General features: G+C 28.4%; 15 protein-coding genes and 1 tRNA gene. 2 read left to right on the top strand and 14 right to left on the bottom strand.

All coding sequences use genetic code 11. The annotated features are described in order from the left end of the window. On the top strand, nucleotides 1–892 hold an 892-nt coding region (locus tag E6A48_RS02440), incomplete at its 5' end, for an ATP-binding protein (RefSeq protein ID WP_219708380.1). Nucleotides 893–896: 4 nt separating this feature from the next. On the opposite strand, the gene E6A48_RS02435 is transcribed toward E6A48_RS02440, so the two are convergent. The 7 genes from E6A48_RS02435 to dnaE all read right to left on the bottom strand — a co-directional run bounded on the left by E6A48_RS02435 (nucleotide 897) and on the right by dnaE (nucleotide 11,955). Further along, nucleotides 897–2,510, bottom strand: coding sequence for a hypothetical protein (locus E6A48_RS02435; protein WP_258018520.1), 1,614 nt, complete (start codon nucleotides 2,508–2,510; stop codon nucleotides 897–899). A gap of 74 nt (nucleotides 2,511–2,584) precedes the next feature. Continuing rightward, the gene (locus tag E6A48_RS02430) at nucleotides 2,585–4,069 is read right to left on the bottom strand and encodes a hypothetical protein (protein ID WP_219708378.1); all 1,485 of its coding nucleotides are present in this window, start codon (nucleotides 4,067–4,069) and stop codon (nucleotides 2,585–2,587) included. Between the two features lie 223 nt (nucleotides 4,070–4,292). Beyond that, nucleotides 4,293–5,255: an ABC transporter ATP-binding protein gene (locus tag E6A48_RS02425; RefSeq protein ID WP_157148269.1), complete on the bottom strand. Its 963-nt coding sequence runs from the start codon at nucleotides 5,253–5,255 to the stop codon at nucleotides 4,293–4,295. Nucleotides 5,256–5,279: 24 nt separating this feature from the next. Then, nucleotides 5,280–6,251, bottom strand: a complete 972-nt coding sequence (locus E6A48_RS02420) for an ABC transporter ATP-binding protein (protein WP_013245081.1) — start codon at nucleotides 6,249–6,251, stop codon at nucleotides 5,280–5,282. Between the two features lie 22 nt (nucleotides 6,252–6,273). Next, nucleotides 6,274–7,257, bottom strand: a complete 984-nt coding sequence (locus E6A48_RS02415) for an ABC transporter permease (protein ID WP_013245080.1) — start codon at nucleotides 7,255–7,257, stop codon at nucleotides 6,274–6,276. A gap of 17 nt (nucleotides 7,258–7,274) precedes the next feature. Further along, on the bottom strand, nucleotides 7,275–8,195 hold the full coding sequence (locus E6A48_RS02410) for an ABC transporter permease (protein WP_013245079.1): 921 nt from the start codon (nucleotides 8,193–8,195) through the stop codon (nucleotides 7,275–7,277). Nucleotides 8,196–8,310: 115 nt separating this feature from the next. Beyond that, nucleotides 8,311–11,955, bottom strand: coding sequence for a DNA polymerase III subunit alpha (dnaE, locus tag E6A48_RS02405; RefSeq protein WP_219708377.1), 3,645 nt, complete (start codon nucleotides 11,953–11,955; stop codon nucleotides 8,311–8,313). A gap of 249 nt (nucleotides 11,956–12,204) precedes the next feature. On the opposite strand from dnaE, the gene E6A48_RS02400 reads away from it, so the two are divergent. Continuing rightward, nucleotides 12,205–12,277: transfer RNA gene (locus tag E6A48_RS02400), tRNA-Asn, on the top strand. Between the two features lie 81 nt (nucleotides 12,278–12,358). Here E6A48_RS02400 and E6A48_RS02395 read toward each other — a convergent pair. From E6A48_RS02395 to E6A48_RS02365, 7 genes are all read right to left on the bottom strand, one after another. Next, on the bottom strand, nucleotides 12,359–13,447 hold the full coding sequence (locus tag E6A48_RS02395) for a PP2C family protein-serine/threonine phosphatase (protein WP_258018519.1): 1,089 nt from the start codon (nucleotides 13,445–13,447) through the stop codon (nucleotides 12,359–12,361). A 97-nt stretch (nucleotides 13,448–13,544) separates the two neighbouring features. Then, nucleotides 13,545–14,294 carry a basic amino acid ABC transporter substrate-binding protein gene (locus E6A48_RS02390; protein ID WP_219708376.1) on the bottom strand — a complete coding sequence of 250 codons (750 nt, stop codon included), beginning with the start codon at nucleotides 14,292–14,294 and terminating at the stop codon, nucleotides 13,545–13,547. 59 nt (nucleotides 14,295–14,353) lie between these two features. After that, on the bottom strand, nucleotides 14,354–14,722 hold the full coding sequence (locus E6A48_RS02385; RefSeq protein ID WP_013245076.1) for a DMT family protein: 369 nt from the start codon (nucleotides 14,720–14,722) through the stop codon (nucleotides 14,354–14,356). 64 nt (nucleotides 14,723–14,786) lie between these two features. After that, the gene (locus E6A48_RS02380) at nucleotides 14,787–15,716 is read right to left on the bottom strand and encodes a UDP-N-acetylmuramate dehydrogenase (RefSeq protein ID WP_219708375.1); all 930 of its coding nucleotides are present in this window, start codon (nucleotides 15,714–15,716) and stop codon (nucleotides 14,787–14,789) included. Then, entirely contained in the window at nucleotides 15,691–17,073 is a 1,383-nt protein-coding gene (gene murC / locus E6A48_RS02375; RefSeq protein ID WP_219708374.1) for a UDP-N-acetylmuramate--L-alanine ligase, read from the bottom strand. The genes E6A48_RS02380 and murC overlap by 26 nt, the downstream gene beginning before the upstream one ends. 78 nt (nucleotides 17,074–17,151) lie before the next feature. Then, the gene (gene rfaE2, locus E6A48_RS02370) at nucleotides 17,152–17,607 is read right to left on the bottom strand and encodes a D-glycero-beta-D-manno-heptose 1-phosphate adenylyltransferase (protein WP_219708373.1); all 456 of its coding nucleotides are present in this window, start codon (nucleotides 17,605–17,607) and stop codon (nucleotides 17,152–17,154) included. 107 nt (nucleotides 17,608–17,714) lie between these two features. Next, nucleotides 17,715–18,476 (bottom strand): sodium/glutamate symporter family protein (locus E6A48_RS02365; protein WP_475561305.1); only part of this gene is annotated, 762 nt, incomplete at its 5' end.

The raw sequence follows: 18,476 nt of genomic DNA, 5'->3' as shown, positions 1-18,476 counted from the left end.
TGCTCTAAAAGAAGAATTAGATTTTTTTAGTTATTTATCTGAAATTGATTTATCTGATATTTATAATAATTTAGCAGAATTAGAAACAAAAAAAATTGATTTCTATAATATATACACTACTCATATAAAAGAAATTAGCAAAAAAGGATACGGCATATTTTATAATAATAATATGTTTACACTTGATGAAAAAAACAACATAACAAAAGCAGAACATCAAGATAAACAAGATATAAAGCAGTTATATGGCTATAAAAGAGAAAGAGAGAAAGTAATACAAAACACTAAGGCGTTATTGGAAGGCAAAAAAGCCAATAACATACTTCTTTATGGAGATGCTGGCACTGGTAAAAGCAGCACTATAAAAGCAGTTGCAAATATGTTTAGAGATGAAGGTTTAAGGCTTATTGAAGTTAAAAAAAGTCAATTATCATTTATACCAGATATAATACAAAAATTAAGTTTAAGCCCTCTTAAATTTATAATATTTATAGACGATTTAACTTTTTCTTCAAATGATGATAGTTTCTCATATTTAAAAGCAGTGCTTGAAGGCGGAGTAAACTCTTTTCCTCAAAATATAGTAGTTTATGTAACTTCAAATTATAGACATTTAATAAAAGAAAACTTTAATGATAGAACAGGCGATGAGATACATGTTGAAGACACTATTCAGCAGATAATGAGTTTAACAAACAGATTCGGTATAGTTATAACCTTCCAAAGACCAGATAGGGATTTATTTATAGATATAGTACTATCATATGCAAAAGACAATAATATACAAATAGATAAAGAAGAGCTTATAAAACAAGCAGAAAGCTATGCAATAAGAAGTGCAGGAAGAAGCCCTAGGGTAGCAAAGCAGTTTATAGAATCTATATCATTATAGATTTTTATTTTCTTTTTGGAAACTGTAATGGCTCAGTACCTTTATACTTATAAACAAACAGAGTTCCATTATCACCAATTAAATCAGCATTATTATTAAGATATTGCATATATTCATCAACAGTGTCTTTAGGTTTGGATAATGTACCAATTCTATCTAAAACTACATATAGATTAGTTGATTTATTATTCTGATTCCAAACCATATCAGGAAAATACGCAACTGCAATATCTCTGTACATATAATTATCATCTGCATATACACCTATAATGCTCAATTCTTTACCTTGAGAATGTTCTAATAATGCCTTAGCAACTGTTTTCATACCTCCTATACTTCTAGGCTCTTCATAATTTTTTACATACGTAGTTATCTGCAAAACCATCACTATTACATTGATAAACAACAAAGAAGAAATTGTATATAGCCATTTATTGTTAGTTAAGAATTTATCCTTTTTTTGGAATACAAATAATATTATAGGAATATAAGAAATAGCAAAAGCATTATATAAATAATGGAAAGTTCCAGGTTTAGATTTAGCTAATATATTAAAAATTATTGTAACAGGAACATAAAGTAAAAATATTCTAAATAATTCTAATAATGTTTTTTCTATATTTGAATTAGGTTTATATTTTCTATTAAAGGCAAAGTATACGCCTCTTATTATACAATAGAAAGAAAAACCAATACTAATAAATAAAAATAATAGACCTAATATCATAATAGGATATGATAACCAATAATTTATACTTCCATATAAACTGTTTCCGTAAAAAACAGACATCTCATTTGTTGGAAATAATGTTATAGCATGCATTTGAGGAAAAGGTAATTTCCAAAGGGATGATCTTACAGAAAATATTAAATTAGTATTATTAAATCCATTTTGTATTTCAGATATTAAATATGGCAAATACTCTAAAAAAGATATAACAACCCCTATAACCCAATAAACAACATATTTTAAAGTTCTTTTAAACTTAATAAGTAAATATATAATTATTGTTGGTATCATAGAGAAAAAAGTAACAAAATGCCCTTGTGCCATTATTGCTAGTATTGGGAATATAAGTACAGCTGATGCTTTAACAATATTATCATTTTCATCTTCAATATACTCATAAAGAAAAATTAAAAATAAAAAGCTAAACAATAAAGTTACATTTGGATTCCAAAAATCTGTAGTGGCCATTACAAAATAACCATTACATAAAATTAGAGGCGTAATAAAAGAAAAAATCATCAAACCAAATTTTTTATAAAACCAAAAAAGAAATATAGATATTATTATCAAACTAAATATAAGATTAATTATTTTAGCTCCTAATAAGTTTTCAGAGGCTAATTTGTAAAATAAAGTATAAAATATATAATAAGCTCCGCCTGGTACTCTTGGAGTTGTAAGCTCATCATTAACTACTTGACTCGCAATAAATCTTGCAGAAGTAGTGGGAAGTTTACCGCTTTCATACCATTTCTTCATATCATAAAAATGCTGTGATTGGTCTATTCTAGTAAGTCTTTTAGGTATAGTATAATAGTCTAGAAAAATATTTGCTGCTATTGAAACTAGTATAAGCGTAACAGGTATTATTATATATTTATTGAGCATAGAAAATACTCCATTCATTAGTATTATTAAATAATTTCAGATATTATATACAATTTATAATTATTTTCAATATATTAATTAGGAAACTTAATTGGTAAATTTCCTGTATATTTATATAAAAATAATCTATTATTACTGCTAATAACATAAGCGTTTGAATTAAGATACTCTATATTTTTATTAACATTAATAATGTTATAATTATAAGAACTTATTTTATCAAATAAAATATATACATTTTCAGAATGAGAGTTCTCATTGATATAGTAATTAGTATAGAAAAATGAAGAAATATCTCTATATTCATTTTTATGTTCACCAATATACATATTTACAATAGCAATATCTCCATATTTATTTGATTCATTATGAAGCACCTCATAAAATTTTTCTATATTAGAAACATTATAAGGTCTTTCATACCCATAAATATATCTTATCATCTGTATAGATACCATAAAAGTATTTAATAAAAAATAAATATATACAATATTTTTAAGCTTTTTATTATTTAATATTCTATCATAATTTTTTGTAAAGAAAAATATAATTGGAAGAAAAGAAAAAGCAAAAACACAATTCAAATAGTATAATGGACCAGATTTCATTTTTAAAACTACAAGTATAATAATATTAACTATTACAAATAAAAAAAGAAATCTCAAAATGTATATTAAATTTTTTTCCTGAATTGATTTAGCTTCATATCTTATATTCAAAGAATAATATAAAGAAAGACAAAAACACATTGCAGAAAATAACAAATTGATTATTAAAAACAAAATTCCTATAGTAAAAAAAGGATTCACAAACCAAAAATGTACCATAGCATTAAATCTTCCTCCGTAAAATATAGACATTTCATTAGTAGAAAAAATAATTAATGCATGAAGCGGAGGAAAATCTAATCTTTTATAAGAATCTATTCCATTAAAAATCATTTTTGTATTTATAAAACCGTTATTTATTTCTTCTATTAAATAAGGTAAATATAGAAGAAACGATACAAACACTCCTAATAAAAACAATAAAATATAGTTTTTTGTTTTTTTTAAATTTATAATTAAATATATAATTAAAGTAGGTACTAAATAAAGAAATGCATTAATATGAGTTTGAGACATAATAGCTAAAACAGGAAAAATAAAAACAGATGATAATCTCACATATATCTCTTTATAATCAGAAATGTATTCCACTAAAAGAATTAAAAATATAAAACTAAAGACTAAAGTATAATTAGGATTCCAATAATCAACCATTGATGATAATAAAAAAGAATTGGATAGCAATATTAATGTTATTATGTTAAATACTAGAATATTAAATCTCTTATAAATCCAAAATAAGAATAGCAATATTATAGCTAAATTAAATATATAATTAATTACTTTACTTATAAACCAATTATTATTTGATAATTTATAAAACATAGAATATAATACATAATAAGTTCCACCTGGAATTTTAGGGGTAGTGTTATATTCATCAACTATCGAAGTAGCAGAAAATCTGGCTCCTTTAGTTGGAATTTTATCAGCATCACAATATACTTTCATATCATGAAAATGCTGAAATTGATCGAACATAACCGATTTATTTTGTAAGAAATAAATACTGCAAAAAATAAAAATTACAACACTATATAAAAATATAATTAGTGCGGTGCGGTGCGGTGCGGTGCGGTGCGGTGCGGTGCGGTGCGGTGCGGTGCGGTGCGGTGCGGTGCGGTTACGCATATATACTCCGATTATAAATTAAAAAAATAAAATTTGCAAATAATCATACCAAATGACACGCACAATAATGTCCGTTTTCAACTTCTCTAAACTCCGGAGCTTTCTCAGCACAAATAGCCTCTGCCTTAGGACATCTAGTTCTAAACTTACAGCCTGAAGGAGGATTGATTGGAGAAGGTATCTCCCCAGAAAGTATTATACGCTGCTTAGTTTTAGCAATAGAAGGCTCTGATATTGGTATTGCTGAAATTAAAGATTGAGTATAAGGGTGTAGAGATTTTGTGTATAACGATTCACTGTCTGTAAGCTCAACAATATTACCCAAATACATAACTGCTATTCTTTTGGATATTTGACGAACCACTGCTAAATCATGAGCAATAAAAAGATAAGTAAGCTTCATATCTTGCTGCATATCATAAAGCATATTTATAATCTGAGCCTGAATAGAAACATCTAAAGCAGATACTGGCTCATCACAAACTATAAACTCTGGATCAACAGCCAAAGCACGAGCTATACCTATACGTTGTCTTTGACCACCAGAAAATTCATGCGGATATCTCTGTGCCTGTTCCGCATTAAGTCCAACAAGTTTAAGAAGATTTATTACCTTCTCTCTTCTCTCTGCTTTTGTAGAATAAAGTTTATGTACATCAAGAGCTTCGCCTATTATATCCTCAACTGTCATACGAGGGTTAAGTGAAGCATAAGGGTCTTGGAAAATAATTTGCATTCTTTTAGCATACTGTCTGTAATTATTTTCATTAACTTCTTCGCCATTAAAAAATATCTTTCCGCTTGTAGGTTTATATAGATGAAGTAAAGTTCTTCCAAGTGTAGTTTTACCGCTTCCAGATTCTCCTACAAGTCCAAAAGTTTCACCTTTGTTTATTGTAAAAGATACTCCATCAACGGCCTTTACTGTTTGTATATTCCTTCCAAACAAACCGCCCTTTATTTTAAAATGTTGTTTCAAGTCTTGTATTTCTATTAAAGGTGCCATAATTTTTCCTTTTATTTTCTATAATTAATTAGGCATTTGATGAAGCCAGCAAGCAGAAAAATGCCCTTTCTCAAACTCAGTTCTAGGAGGTTTATTATCTATACAAACCTTCATACATTCTTCGCATCTTGTGCTAAAAGGACAACCTGCTTTCATATTAAGTAAATCTATAGGAGTTCCCTCTATAGGTATAAGTCTATCTTGCTTAATATCAATACGAGGTAAAGATTTAAGAAGCCCCAAAGTATAAGGGTGCTTAGGTCTTTCAAATATATCAAAAACTGTTCCTCTCTCTACTATACCGCCTCCATACATTACTATAATATCATCAGCCATATCAGCAACAATCCCAAAGTCATGCGTAATTAGTATAACTGCCATTTGTATTTTTTTCTGTATATCTTTTATAAGCTCAAGTATCTGTGCCTGTATGGTAACATCAAGTGCAGTTGTAGGCTCATCAGCAATAAGTATTTTAGGGTCTCCTGCAAGTGCCATAGCTATCATTATACGCTGACGCATACCACCTGAAAGTTCATGCGGATATTGTTTTATTCTTCTTCTTGGTTCATTAATACCAACCAATGTTAAAAGCTCTACTATTCTTTCTATAGCATCTGTTGTGCTTATTTTTTTATGAGTAGTTAAAGCCTCCATAAGCTGATTGCCTATAGTATATACTGGATTTAAACAAGTCATAGGGTCTTGGAAAATCATTGATATAGAATCGCCCCTTATTTTCTTTTTTTCATGCTCTGAAAGTTTAATCAAATCAGTACCTTCAAAAAGTATCTCTCCATTTATAATTTTACCAGGCTCTTCAATAAGCCCCATAATAGAATAAGCAGAAACACTCTTTCCGCTTCCAGACTCCCCTACTATTCCTAACACTTTAGATTTATCTAATTTATAAGAAATATTATTAACAGCCTTAACCTCTCCAAGCGGTGTAAAAAAAGATACGCTTAAATTCTTAACTTCTAATAAACTTTCCATTAAATACCACCTTTATAGCTTTTTATCTGTTTTTCATTCTAGGGTCTAAAGCATCTCTAAGTCCATCACCCACCAAATTAAAACAAAGTATTATTATACTTATTAAAGCAGCAGGAAAAAGAAGCTGATAAGGATAAGAATAAACCCCGCTAACAGCATTTGAAGTTAAAGAGCCAAGCGAAACCATAGGAGCACTTACCCCTAACCCCAAGAAACTTAAAAAAGCCTCAACAAATATAGCATTAGGTATCTGAACCATAGCTGATACTATTATAGCCCCCATAGCATTAGGTATTAAATGCTTAAAAATTATTCTGCTATGCGGAGTACCCAAAGCCCTAGCAGCAGTTACAAACTCTTGATTTTTTAATGCTAAAATTTGTCCCCTAGTCATTCTAGCCATATTAGTCCAATAAAGCAAAGATATAACTATAAATATACTAAAAAGTCCAGGTCCCAAAAGACCAATACCTCTTAAAGATTCACTTTGTAAAAATAATTTATCCATAGGAGCTTTAAGCACTACAGACAATAATACAACAATTAAAAGTGTAGGCACAGCACTAATAATATCTACTATACGCATCATAATATTATCAAGCATACCTCCAAAATATCCAGATATAGAACCATAAACTATACCTATTATTACAACCAAAGTAGCAGACACTATACCTATTAGAAGAGATATTCTAGCCCCTATCATACAGCGAACAAGCAAATCCCTTCCCAAAGTATCGGTACCGAATGGGTGTTCTAATGTAGGCAAACTATTTTCTACACCTCTATTTATTTGTGCATATTCATATTCTGATACTATAGGTATAAATATAGAAAGAAGCGTTATAATGCCTATTATTATAATAGAAACTAAAGCTACTTTATTTTTTTTAAATCTTCTATATGCATCTTGCCAATAAGTTACACTCTCTCTTTTTACCTCGGCAGCAGCCTTTTCTTCTTCGCTTGCCTTTACAAATAATGATTTATCTAAACTATTTTCCATTTATTATTCCTTCTTTATTAATCTTGAATCTTTATTCTAGGGTCTATAATACCATAAGATAAATCAACTAAGAAATTCATTGCTATTAAAAAAGCACCATAAAATATAGTAACTCCTAATATTGTAGGATAATCTCTCTGTGTTATGCTTTCAACAAAGTATCTTCCAAGACCAGGTATATTAAAGATTTTCTCTACAACAAAAGAACCAGTAAGTATAGCAGCAGCAAGAGGTCCTATATATGTAACAATTGGTATAATAGCATTTCTTAAAGCATGCTTAAATATAATAATACTTCTTGATATACCCTTTGCCCTAGCTGTTTTTATATAATCTTGGTGAATAACATCAAGCATAGAACTTCTCATAAGTCTAGCCATAAAACTAAGTGAACTAAATGATAAAGCAAAACCAGGCATTAAATATTGCTTGAAAGAATCAAAACCATAAGCAGGAAGTATTTTTAATTTAACAGAAAAAATAATTATAGAAACAGTAGCAACAACAAAACTAGGTACCGCTATACCCAAAGTAGCTGCCACCATCACAGCCCTATCTATTGCTTTACCCTGTCTAAGAGCGGCAATTATACCAAATAACACTCCTATAGTAGTGGAGATAAACATACTAAATATTCCAAGCCTAAAAGATACGGGAAAAGCTCTTACTATAGTACCAGATACAGATTGACCTATTTTAGTAAGAGAAGTACCTAAATCTCCTTTAATTGCATTTTTAAGATAATTTGCATATTGAACTACAAGAGGCTTATCTAAACCATATTTTTTATTTAAATTTTCTAAAGCAACTTTACTAAGCGGCTTCTCTCCAACAAATGGTCCTCCTGGTACAGTATGCATTAAGAAAAAAGTGATAGTTACTATAACAAACAAAGTTAAAACAGATATAAACAGTCTCTTTAAAACATAATCAAGCATAAAGCATACCCCAAAATTAATAATTAATTATACAATTATTAAAGATATGCAATTATATAATAAAAATATTCTTTCGTCAATTATAAAAACTGAATAAAATTACATGTAATTAAAATCATGCATATTCTATATCTATTAGAGATCTTAATGCACTTTTAGCCTCACTTAAAAATCTCTGACTAGGATCAACTTTATAATTTTCACCTATCTTAAATACTTCAGTACCGCTTTCTGATTTGAGTTTTAAGAAAATAGTATAATCACCAGGGTTTGATGATATAGCGTTTTGCAAGCATAATAAATCCATATCATCAAATATATTTTTATTAACATAAAGAGCTAATTGTTTTTTTCCTGTATTAGTATTTTTTATAATATTATTACTATTTTCTTTTTTTACTGCAGCTACTTCTTTAGGACTTTCATTAGATGGCTTAGGTATTTTATTTTCTGTTACTAAAGTTTCTGCATTATCTCTTTTTATCTCTCTTTTTACTTCTTTTAAAACATTCTTTTTATCATTAAGAACGCCGTCTAAATCTTTTATATCTATTATATTATTATATATTTTACCAGAAAACTTATTCTTATCTCTTTTACCTCTTATTAGTATGCCCATATTTTCATCAAGCAAATCTCTATATTTATCTGTTTTTGTTGTAATATAGAAAGTACTCTCTGTAAATAAATCCATAACTTTTAATATAAGCATAGGAGTATTTTTCTTTGTAGTTCCTTCTGATATATTCATTAAAATTGCAGGTATAGAAAACTCATATTTATCTTCAAGTTCTTCTAATTCAAGCAAATTATTAAAATACTTATAATCAATCTTTGTAATATATCTTGCAAAAGGATGATATCTTAAAGAAAAACCTAAAACCTCTTTTTCATTTTCCATTAAAATATTATTAGCATATTCAACTTGTTTTTCTATCACCAAAGAAGCACTTCCTGTATCATCTTCAGACATAGAATCAAAAAGCATAGTCTGACCAGATAATGTTTCTTTTTGATAATTAGAAGCATGAGCAAGTATTGCATCAAGCGAAGAGAGTAATGCACTTTCAGTGTGTCCGAACTCAGAGAAAGCACCGCATTTTATAAGCGTTTCATAAACCTTTCTATTAACCAAATGAACATCAACTCTTTTTACAAAATCTTCTAAATTCTTAAACTGTCCATTATTTTCTCTCTCTTCTTGTATAGCCAAAGCCGCTTGAAGCCCTACACCTTTAACAGCATGTAAAGCATATACTATCTTTCCATTCTTTTGAGAGAATAAAGCATCACTTTCAAAAACGCTCGCACTAACAACTTCTATATTTTTTTGTTTAATTTCGTTTAAGTATAATGCTATCTTATCAGTATCAGCTATCACAGTATTAAGCAAAGCTACATAATATTCCATTGGATAATGAGCTTTTATATATGCCTCTTGATAAGCTATTAAAGCATAACAAACAGAGTGAGATTTATTAAAACCATATTCAGCAAAACCTTTCATTGTATCAAAAAGATAATTTAACAGCTCTTCATCATACCCTCTTTCAAGTCCGCCGCTAATAAACTTCTCTCTCATAGAGTTCATTTTCTCTACGATTTTTTTACCCATAGCCTTTCTTAAGTCATCTGCTTCGGCGGCAGTGAAACCTCCTATAGCTCTGCTTATAGCCATAATCTGCTCTTGATATATTAATACTCCCTGACTTTCTTTAAGTATAGGCTCTAAATCAGGGTGTTTATATACAATCTCTTTTCTTTTGTTTTTTCTGTCGGCATAATCTTTATCCATTCCAGATTTTAAAGGACCAGGACGGAATAATGCCACACTTGAAACTAAGTCATCAAAAGCTGTAGGCTGAATATTTAATAGCATCTGACGCATACCAGGACTTTCAAACTGGAAAACTCCTCCTGTATCAGCATGTCTAAATATTTTATAAACAGCTTCATCGTCTAAAGGTATTTTATCTATATCTATTTCTTTGCCGTATCTTTCTTTAATATCTTTTATAGCATCTTTTATAAGTCTTAAGTTTTTAATACCCAAGAAGTCCATCTTTATAAGACCCGCACTTTCAACATAAGTCATCTCATATTGACAAGCTCTTGTACCTGTTTTAGAGTCTTGATAAACAGGAGCTAAATCAGCTATAGGATGAGATGATATAATCACACCAGCAGCATGAAGCCCAACATTGCGAACCAATCCGTCAAGCCTCATAGATATCTCATACATATTTTTAAGCTCTCTACTATTATCAATCTCTTTTCTAAACTCAGCACAATCAGGGTGGTCATATATATCTACAACCCTTTTAATATCATCAGGTATGCTTTTAGCAAGTCTATCAGCAGTAGCCAAATCTATACCCATAACACGGCAAACATCTCTTATAACAGAACGTCCCCCCAAAGCACCAAAAGTGGCAATCTGAGAAACATTGTCTTTACCGTATTTTTTTGTTACATAATCTATTACAACTTCTCTCTTATCATCTTGGAAGTCAACATCTATATCGGGCATGCTCTTTCTTTCAGGATTTAAAAATCTCTCAAAAAGCAAATTATAATCTAAAGGGTTAACCTTTGTAATTCCGCTAGCAAATGCAACTATTGAACCTGCAGCACTACCCCTACCAGGACCAACAGCAACATCATGATTTCTTGCATAGTTAATAAAGTCTTGAACTACCAAAAAATATCCTTCAAAACCCATCTTAGCTATAACACCCAACTCCATATCAAGCCTTTCCATAGCCTCTTTTGGAATATCGTTATTATAATGCTTATTAAGCCCCTCTATACACATTTTTCTTAATGCTGTAGTTTCTGTCTCGCCATTAGGAAGCTCATAATTTGGCATATAATAAGTTTTTGTCATTATATTTAAATCTTTGCACTGCTCTGCTATTTTTACCGTATTTTCAAAAGCCTTAGGAAGCTTTGCAAAAGATTTTTTCATCTCTTCTTCAGTCTTTAAATGAAACTCATTGCTTGGAAACTTATATCTTCTCGGAGAATCTAAAGTAGCTTTAGTTTGTATAGCAAGAAGTATCTCATGAGCCTTAGCATCTTCTTTTAATACATAGTGCACATCATTTGTAACTACTAATTCTATATTTTCATTTTTTGCAACTTTATATAAATCACTATTTAAAGTCTTTTCCTCTGCCAAACCATGGTCCTGAAGTTCTATATAAAAATCTTCTCCAAATATAGATTTATAATACCTCGCTAATTGCAAAGCCTGCTTATAATCTTTTTTTCTTAATGCTATAGGAATCTCTCCGCCCATACAAGCAGATAAACAAATTAATCCTTTATTATATTTTTCTATTAATTCATGATCTACCCTTGGTCTATAATAAAATCCTTCAGTATATCCATGAGTTACCAATTTACATAAATTGTTATAACCCTCTTTATCTTTAGCAAGAAGCACCAAATGCATAGCACTTTTTTCTTCGGAGTTATCTAATTTTTTGTCAAATCTTGTCTTTGGAGCAACATATACTTCGCATCCTATAATGGGTATAATTCCTTTATCTTTAGCCTCAGAGAAAAACTCCATAGCTCCAAACATATTACCATGGTCTGTCATAGCTATAGCAGGCATATCTAATTCTTTTGCCCTATCTATTAAACCAGGTATTAGTCTTTTGGTTTTATCTGTTTTAGAATATAATGATTTAATACGAGCAGCACCATCAAGTATAGAATACTGAGTATGTACATGTAAGTGAACGAATGACATAAAATTATACCCCTAATTTTCTAAACCCTATTTTATACTCAATTATGTTAAATATCAAGTTAAAAAGCGATTTAAAAACAATATTATAATACACTATAAATATTTACGGTAAAAAAACCTAAAAATTAAATCCAAATATAATAAATTTCAAATAACATCAATGATAGTATAATAAAAAAAGTATTTTAGCTATTGACATTTTTTATTAAATATGCTATTATACTTAAACAATTAAAGATAAAAAAATATTCCGAGATAGCTCAGTCGGTAGAGCAGGTGACTGTTAATCACCGGGTCGCAGGTTCGAGCCCTGTTCTCGGAGCATTATTTAAGCCCTATGTTTAATGGGGCTTTTTTATTGCAAAAAATTAATTATATATAAAAAATAATATAAAAATATAACTCAAGAATTTATCTTAAAAACAACTATAGAACAATCATCATCAGGACTCCTATAATCTAAATACTCATAAAAATCCTTTTTAATAGTTTCTACAATAGTTTCAGAACTATATTCACTATTACTTATAAACATATCTTTTAATCTATCTATTCCATATACATCATATTTATTTTTTGACTTTGAAGCCTCAATAATACCATCTGTAAAAAATAAAAATACATCTCCATTATTAAGCTCAATATCTTCTTCATGAAAATACGCTGTAGGAAATAGCCCTATTATTGTACCGCCATTTCTATATTCTTTAATGGAATTATTACGTATAGCAAGCAAAGGAGTATGAGATGCATTCGAATAAGTTAGAACTCTATTTCTTAAATCTAATTTAGCAACTATCATAGTAGAATAATATCCGCTTGGCATCATATTAATTAAAGTATCATTTATATCATGAAGTAAATCTCTAACACTTGTAAAACTTTTAGATAAATCCCTAAATGCAGTCTTTATTACAGCCGTTATTATAGCAGCATCTACACCATGTCCGCTAACATCTGATATAATAAAAAGTATCTCATTACTATCATCATTTAAATAAACATAATCAAAAAAATCTCCCCCTATTATTTCAACAGGATTATAAAAGGAATAAGAAGATAAATACTCATTATTTGGCATTTTCTTAGGAAGCATAAAACTCTGTATCTTTTTGGCATTTTTCATATCTTTTTTATACTTCTTTCTCATATTATCCAATACATCATATCTTCCTAATATGTACATATTTTTTTCTTTTAATTTTTTTATAGCACTTTGATAATCATATAATATACTACTAGTGATTTTTGAAAGTCTATATGTAACTCCATTATTTTGAGTTTCCATTATTTCTTTATAATTACTTATAGAACTATTTAAATAAAAATATACTATAGAAAAAGAAATTGAAAAAATTAAAAAGAGTACAAGTAAAACTATAAATACAATTTTTGTATCGTAATAAACTATTGAAGCAATATTTAATATAAGAAACAGCAAAAAAAATGCTAGCGATGCTATTTTCAATAAAATTAAAACTTTTTGTTTCATAATGATAGTTTTCCATTATTATAAAACAAAAAATAATTATTTGCAAATTATGCAAAATTATATAAATTAATAAAACTAATAATTTTTATTTTAAAATTTATTTAAAATTTTTATCTATAAGCTTTTCATATGTTCCATTAGTCATTATTACAGATATACCTTCATTAATCTTATCCAAAATTAAAGTATCTTCTTTTCTCACAGCAATAGCATAATCTTCTTGAACAGCATCACTTTCTACTAATTTAATCCCATCATTATATTTAGCAAAATTTTTGCAAGGCTCTTTATCAAATACAATAGCATCAATTTTATCTTCTGACAAAGCAAGTACCGCACCAGCTCCAGTATCAAATTTATGAGTATTAACTCCTTCTGTTTCTGTCATAATAATATCACCCGTAGTACCAATAACAACACCAACATCTTTTCCAATCAAATTATCGAAATTAGTAATACTATCATTTTTCTCATTAACTAACATAACCTGACTAGATACATAATAAGTCTTAGAAAAATTAACAAACTTTTTTCTCTCCTCTGTAACAGTCATTCCCGCAATAATAGCATCTATTTTTTTAGTTTGCAAAGCAGGTAAAAGACCATCAAATTTCATAGCTATAATCTCAATATTAAGCCCAGAAACCTTAGCTATTTCATTCATTATATCATAATCAAATCCCTTTATCTCATTTCCTTCAAAATAACCAAAAGGAGGAAAATCAGCATCAATTCCAACAATCAAAATATCTTCTTTTGATGCCTCTTTATTATCACTATTATTGTTATTTCCACAAGAAAAAATTAATAAGCTAAAACATAAAAATAAAAAATATATTTTTTTCATTATAAAACCCCAATTATTACTACAAACAATAATACTATAAACAGTTAAAAAGTCAAGTGTTATTTTTTAAATATAAAAAATACAGCTAATATCAAACATAAAAAACCAATAAAATGATTAATTCTTAAAGTTTCTGTTTTGAAAAATACAACTGTAAATATTGTGAATATTGTTAAAGTAATAACTTCCTGCATAACTTTTAATTGCATAAGAGAAAAAGGTCCTCCATTTCCATTAAAACCAATTCTGTTAGCAGGCACTTGAAAGCAGTATTCAAATAAAGCAATACCCCAGCTAATTAATATAACAAAAGGAAGAGATAATTTAGCAAAACCTTTCATCTCACTAAATTTTAAATGCCCATACCAAGCTATAGTCATAAATGTATTTGATAAAATAAGTAGTATTATAGTAGTTATGCCTTTCATAATTTTTAATCTCCTGTATTTATTATGATTTATTAAAATTATTAAAAAAGAAATATTTATTTTACTAACTTAAAAGTTTAATATTAATTTTAGGATTTAAAGCATAATGCTGTTCTATTTTCTTTTTTGTATCATCTATTAAAGATAATACATCAGAAGCTTTAGACATATTGGTAGAGCAATTATCAATATACACGCATTCATTAACTATATAATTTGGAAATCTTTTATGCCATCTCATAGTACCTGCCTTCATATCAAGTCCACCAACTCTCTCAACCATCTCATAAGCTTTTATATTATCAAAGTCTTCAAACACAGGACCAATATTAGCTTCCATTGGGGCAACAGAGCCTCTTATATATCTAAACCATTCTATTCTATTATCTATACTTTCAGGAGAATCTTTCTCTAATCTTAAAGTAGCAGATAAAATAATCATATTGTCTTTAATTTCTCTGCTTGAAGATAAATATTCATTTTTAGATATATCTTTTATAATCATCAAATCTTGATAAAGCACAGTTAAAGTTTCTACAATATTCATAAATGACATACCAAAAGATTCAAGCTCTCCATAAATAGCAGACTCTATTCTGCTATTAACTAAAGCTACAAACTCTAAACCAGATAAATTTCTAATACGTGCCTCATGCGAAAGTCTCTCCAAAATAGCAGAACTATTAGCTTTTAATACACAATCATCTAAAAACTCAAAATCTTCAAAACTTCCTTCCATAGATATAATAACCCCATCATATCCATCATCAGATACAAGGAATTTATTTTTATCTTTTATCACAAAATATTTTATATTATTTTTATTTAAAAACACAAGTAAAGACAAAAGTTCATCTATATTCTTTACTGTAACATATAAATCTACTATTCCCCCCACACTAAAACTAGTACATTCTTTAAACGGACGATTTTTATTGTATGTAAACTTATTTTCTTGTAAAAAATCTTCAAGAGCCTGATAATTTTTTTGCATAATCGTTACTAACCTTTACTATATTACCAGCCCCCAAAGTAATTATTATATCTCCGTCTTTTTTTATTTTTTCTAATTCTGGTAATATATCTTCTATATTTTTTATATATTTTATATTATTATTTTTTACTATTTTGCATATAGTCTCACCGCTAATTCCAGCAATAGGACTTTCTCCTGCCGCATATATATCGGTAATTATTAAATTATCAGCATCTAAAAAAGCATCTTCAAAATCATTTAAAAGCAACTGAGTTCTGCTGTATCTATGAGGCTGAAATATAGCTATAATTCTTCTATCTTTATAAGCATTTCTAAGCGAAGACAATGTAGCTTTTATTTCTGTAGGGTGATGTCCATAATCATCAAACAATGTTACCTCTTTATCATATAATTTATTTAATCTTCTGCCTACACCTTCAAAGCTTTGAAGTGCTTTTTTTATAGTATCAGTATCTATATCCAAATGATATGCTACAGCGATTGAAGCTAAAGAGTTAAGTACATTATGCTCCCCTATTAAAGGAAGTTCAAACTCTCCTAAAAACTTATCTTTATAATAAGCTTTAAAATATGTTTTAAACTCTTCTGTTTTGATAGAGCTTTTATCAACATAAAAATCATATTCATTAGAAAAGCCGTAAGAATAATATTTTTTACTTACACTTTTAGCCAAATCTTTTACAACATCATTTTCAAAACAAAGAAAAGAACAGCCGTAGAAAGGCACTTTATTAATAAAATCTAAAAAAGCAAGTCTTAATTTTTCAACATTGCCATAATAATCCAAATGATCATTATCTATATTTGTAACAACACTAAATACAGGTGAAAGTCTTAAAAAACTTCCGTCACTCTCATCTGCCTCGCAAACCATATATTCACTACTTAAATTACAATAAGCATTGCTCTTAAGATTAAAATGATTTCCGCCTATTATACATATAGGGTTTAATTTAGCTTCTATCATTATTTGACTTATTAAAGAAGTGGTAGTAGTTTTACCATGAGAGCCTGATATTGCTATGCCTTGTTTTAAACGCATAATTTCCGCAAGCATCTCCCCTCTTGGTATTACAATAATATTTTTCTTTTTAGCTGATATTATCTCTTCATTAGTAGGGCTTATTGCAGAAGAGCTAACAACTGCTGTAACATCATCTTCTACATTGCTTTCTTTATGACCATAATAAACTTTTATGCCGCAGTCTTCAAGCGACTGAGTTTTTGGAGTTTTAGCTAAATCGCTTCCTGTAATAGTAAATTCATCTATAGAATTAAGAACCAATGCTATAGCACTCATTCCTATTCCGCCTATTCCTATAAAATGTATCTTCTCTTTCTTTTTTGTAAACATTTACACATATCCATAAAATTTTTTATCTTTATAAAACAAAAAAAATAATTTTTAGTTAAAATTACATAAAAATTGTAATCAATTAATATTAATTTTCTTTATAATATTTGTGGTAGAATACCCATTTACGAAATCTATTAATACGGTCTGTTTAGCATATTCTCTGCCAACAACCTCTTCTATTTTATAATCTCCGCCCTTCACCAAAATATCAGGTTTTATAAATTTAATTAATTCTAAAGGGGTGTCTTCATCAAAAATAACAACATAATCAATACATTCTAAAGCAGATAATACTATAGCCCTATCAGTTTCATTATTTATTGGTCTGCTACTGCCTTTTAACCTTCTCACAGAGTCATCACTATTTAACCCAAGTATAAGTATATCACCAAGCTCTTTTGCCTTTTGCAAATACTCTACATGTCCCCTATGAATAATATCAAAACAACCATTAGTAAATACTATTCTTTTTGTCTCTCTTTCTTTTAATACATTTTTTAATTCTTCTAAATTATTAAGTATTTTTTTCATATATCAATAAAGTATTAATAATAAAGTTATTTTGAAATTTTGACATTAATTATAACACAAAAATAATTAATAACAATCATAAATAATTTAAATTAATTATATTTTTTTTAATTATTAGCTCTTTTTTTTGAAACAAAAAACACTATAAAACCAAACAGCAAATATAAAGCAGAAGTAATAATTGCAGTAATTAAATTATCCATAGTAGAGCCAATAGCTAAAACAGTATTTAAAATAGGCACAACCAAAAGCCCTGTAACAGACATTAATGAAAAGCCTAAAGAAAACTCACTTAAAGCAGGACTTTTATAATCAGGGTCGCATATTTTAAGAAGCGTCATGCCAGTGATAAGCACCCCTGTTAAAGTACCCCAAGAGATTATAGCCCTCTCAAAAGTATAATCATCTTTAAATAATATTTTAGTAAAATAAAATACTATTAAATATGTAAACACAAAACCAAGTACGCACATAACAATTATAGGAGCCATATAAGTCATAACAGCCTTTATAGGTAAGCTTGTTATAGCTGATACTATAGCAAAGTCGCTTAAAGTACCCATTATTTTAGCCTTTACTTTAGAATCTACACACCAAGATAATTTTAGTTTTTTTATAGCGAAGTTTAATGCAAACATTATTATCATAGCATAAGTCCAAACAGGCAAAACATTAAGCCCCTGTATACCTACTCTTTTTATAAATCCTAATACAATATAAGCAACAGCACATACGCTAAATATAATAGCAAGATGAAAAGTTATAGTTTCTATTGAACTACTGAAAAAAGTCTCTCTTCCCAAACTAGCCTGCTTAGATATATCATTATTATAACCAACCTTTGTAGGGTCTTCACTTGATATTTTTTT

The organism is Brachyspira pilosicoli, from assembly GCF_019402445.1.
GTDB lineage: Bacteria > Spirochaetota > Brachyspiria > Brachyspirales > Brachyspiraceae > Brachyspira > Brachyspira pilosicoli_B.
This window is presented reverse-complemented; position numbering and strand designations above follow the sequence as displayed.

Bases quoted from the DNA above. Each gene is read 5' to 3' on its own strand.
- E6A48_RS02385 (WP_013245076.1), bottom strand. From the start codon at position 14,722: ATGAAAGGCATAACTACTATAATACTACTTATTTTATCAAATACATTT.
- E6A48_RS02410 (WP_013245079.1), bottom strand. From the start codon at position 8,195: ATGCTTGATTATGTTTTAAAGAGACTGTTTATATCTGTTTTAACTTTG.
- E6A48_RS02395 (WP_258018519.1), bottom strand. From the start codon at position 13,447: ATGAAACAAAAAGTTTTAATTTTATTGAAAATAGCATCGCTAGCATTT.
- E6A48_RS02435 (WP_258018520.1), bottom strand. From the start codon at position 2,510: ATGCTCAATAAATATATAATAATACCTGTTACGCTTATACTAGTTTCA.
- E6A48_RS02425 (WP_157148269.1), bottom strand. From the start codon at position 5,255: ATGGCACCTTTAATAGAAATACAAGACTTGAAACAACATTTTAAAATA.
- E6A48_RS02420 (WP_013245081.1), bottom strand. From the start codon at position 6,251: ATGGAAAGTTTATTAGAAGTTAAGAATTTAAGCGTATCTTTTTTTACA.
- E6A48_RS02430 (WP_219708378.1), bottom strand. From the start codon at position 4,069: ATGAAAGTATATTGTGATGCTGATAAAATTCCAACTAAAGGAGCCAGA.
- rfaE2 (WP_219708373.1), bottom strand. From the start codon at position 17,607: ATGAAAAAAATACTTAATAATTTAGAAGAATTAAAAAATGTATTAAAA.
- E6A48_RS02380 (WP_219708375.1), bottom strand. From the start codon at position 15,716: ATGCAAAAAAATTATCAGGCTCTTGAAGATTTTTTACAAGAAAATAAG.
- E6A48_RS02415 (WP_013245080.1), bottom strand. From the start codon at position 7,257: ATGGAAAATAGTTTAGATAAATCATTATTTGTAAAGGCAAGCGAAGAA.
- dnaE (WP_219708377.1), bottom strand. From the start codon at position 11,955: ATGTCATTCGTTCACTTACATGTACATACTCAGTATTCTATACTTGAT.
- murC (WP_219708374.1), bottom strand. From the start codon at position 17,073: ATGTTTACAAAAAAGAAAGAGAAGATACATTTTATAGGAATAGGCGGA.
- E6A48_RS02390 (WP_219708376.1), bottom strand. From the start codon at position 14,294: ATGAAAAAAATATATTTTTTATTTTTATGTTTTAGCTTATTAATTTTT.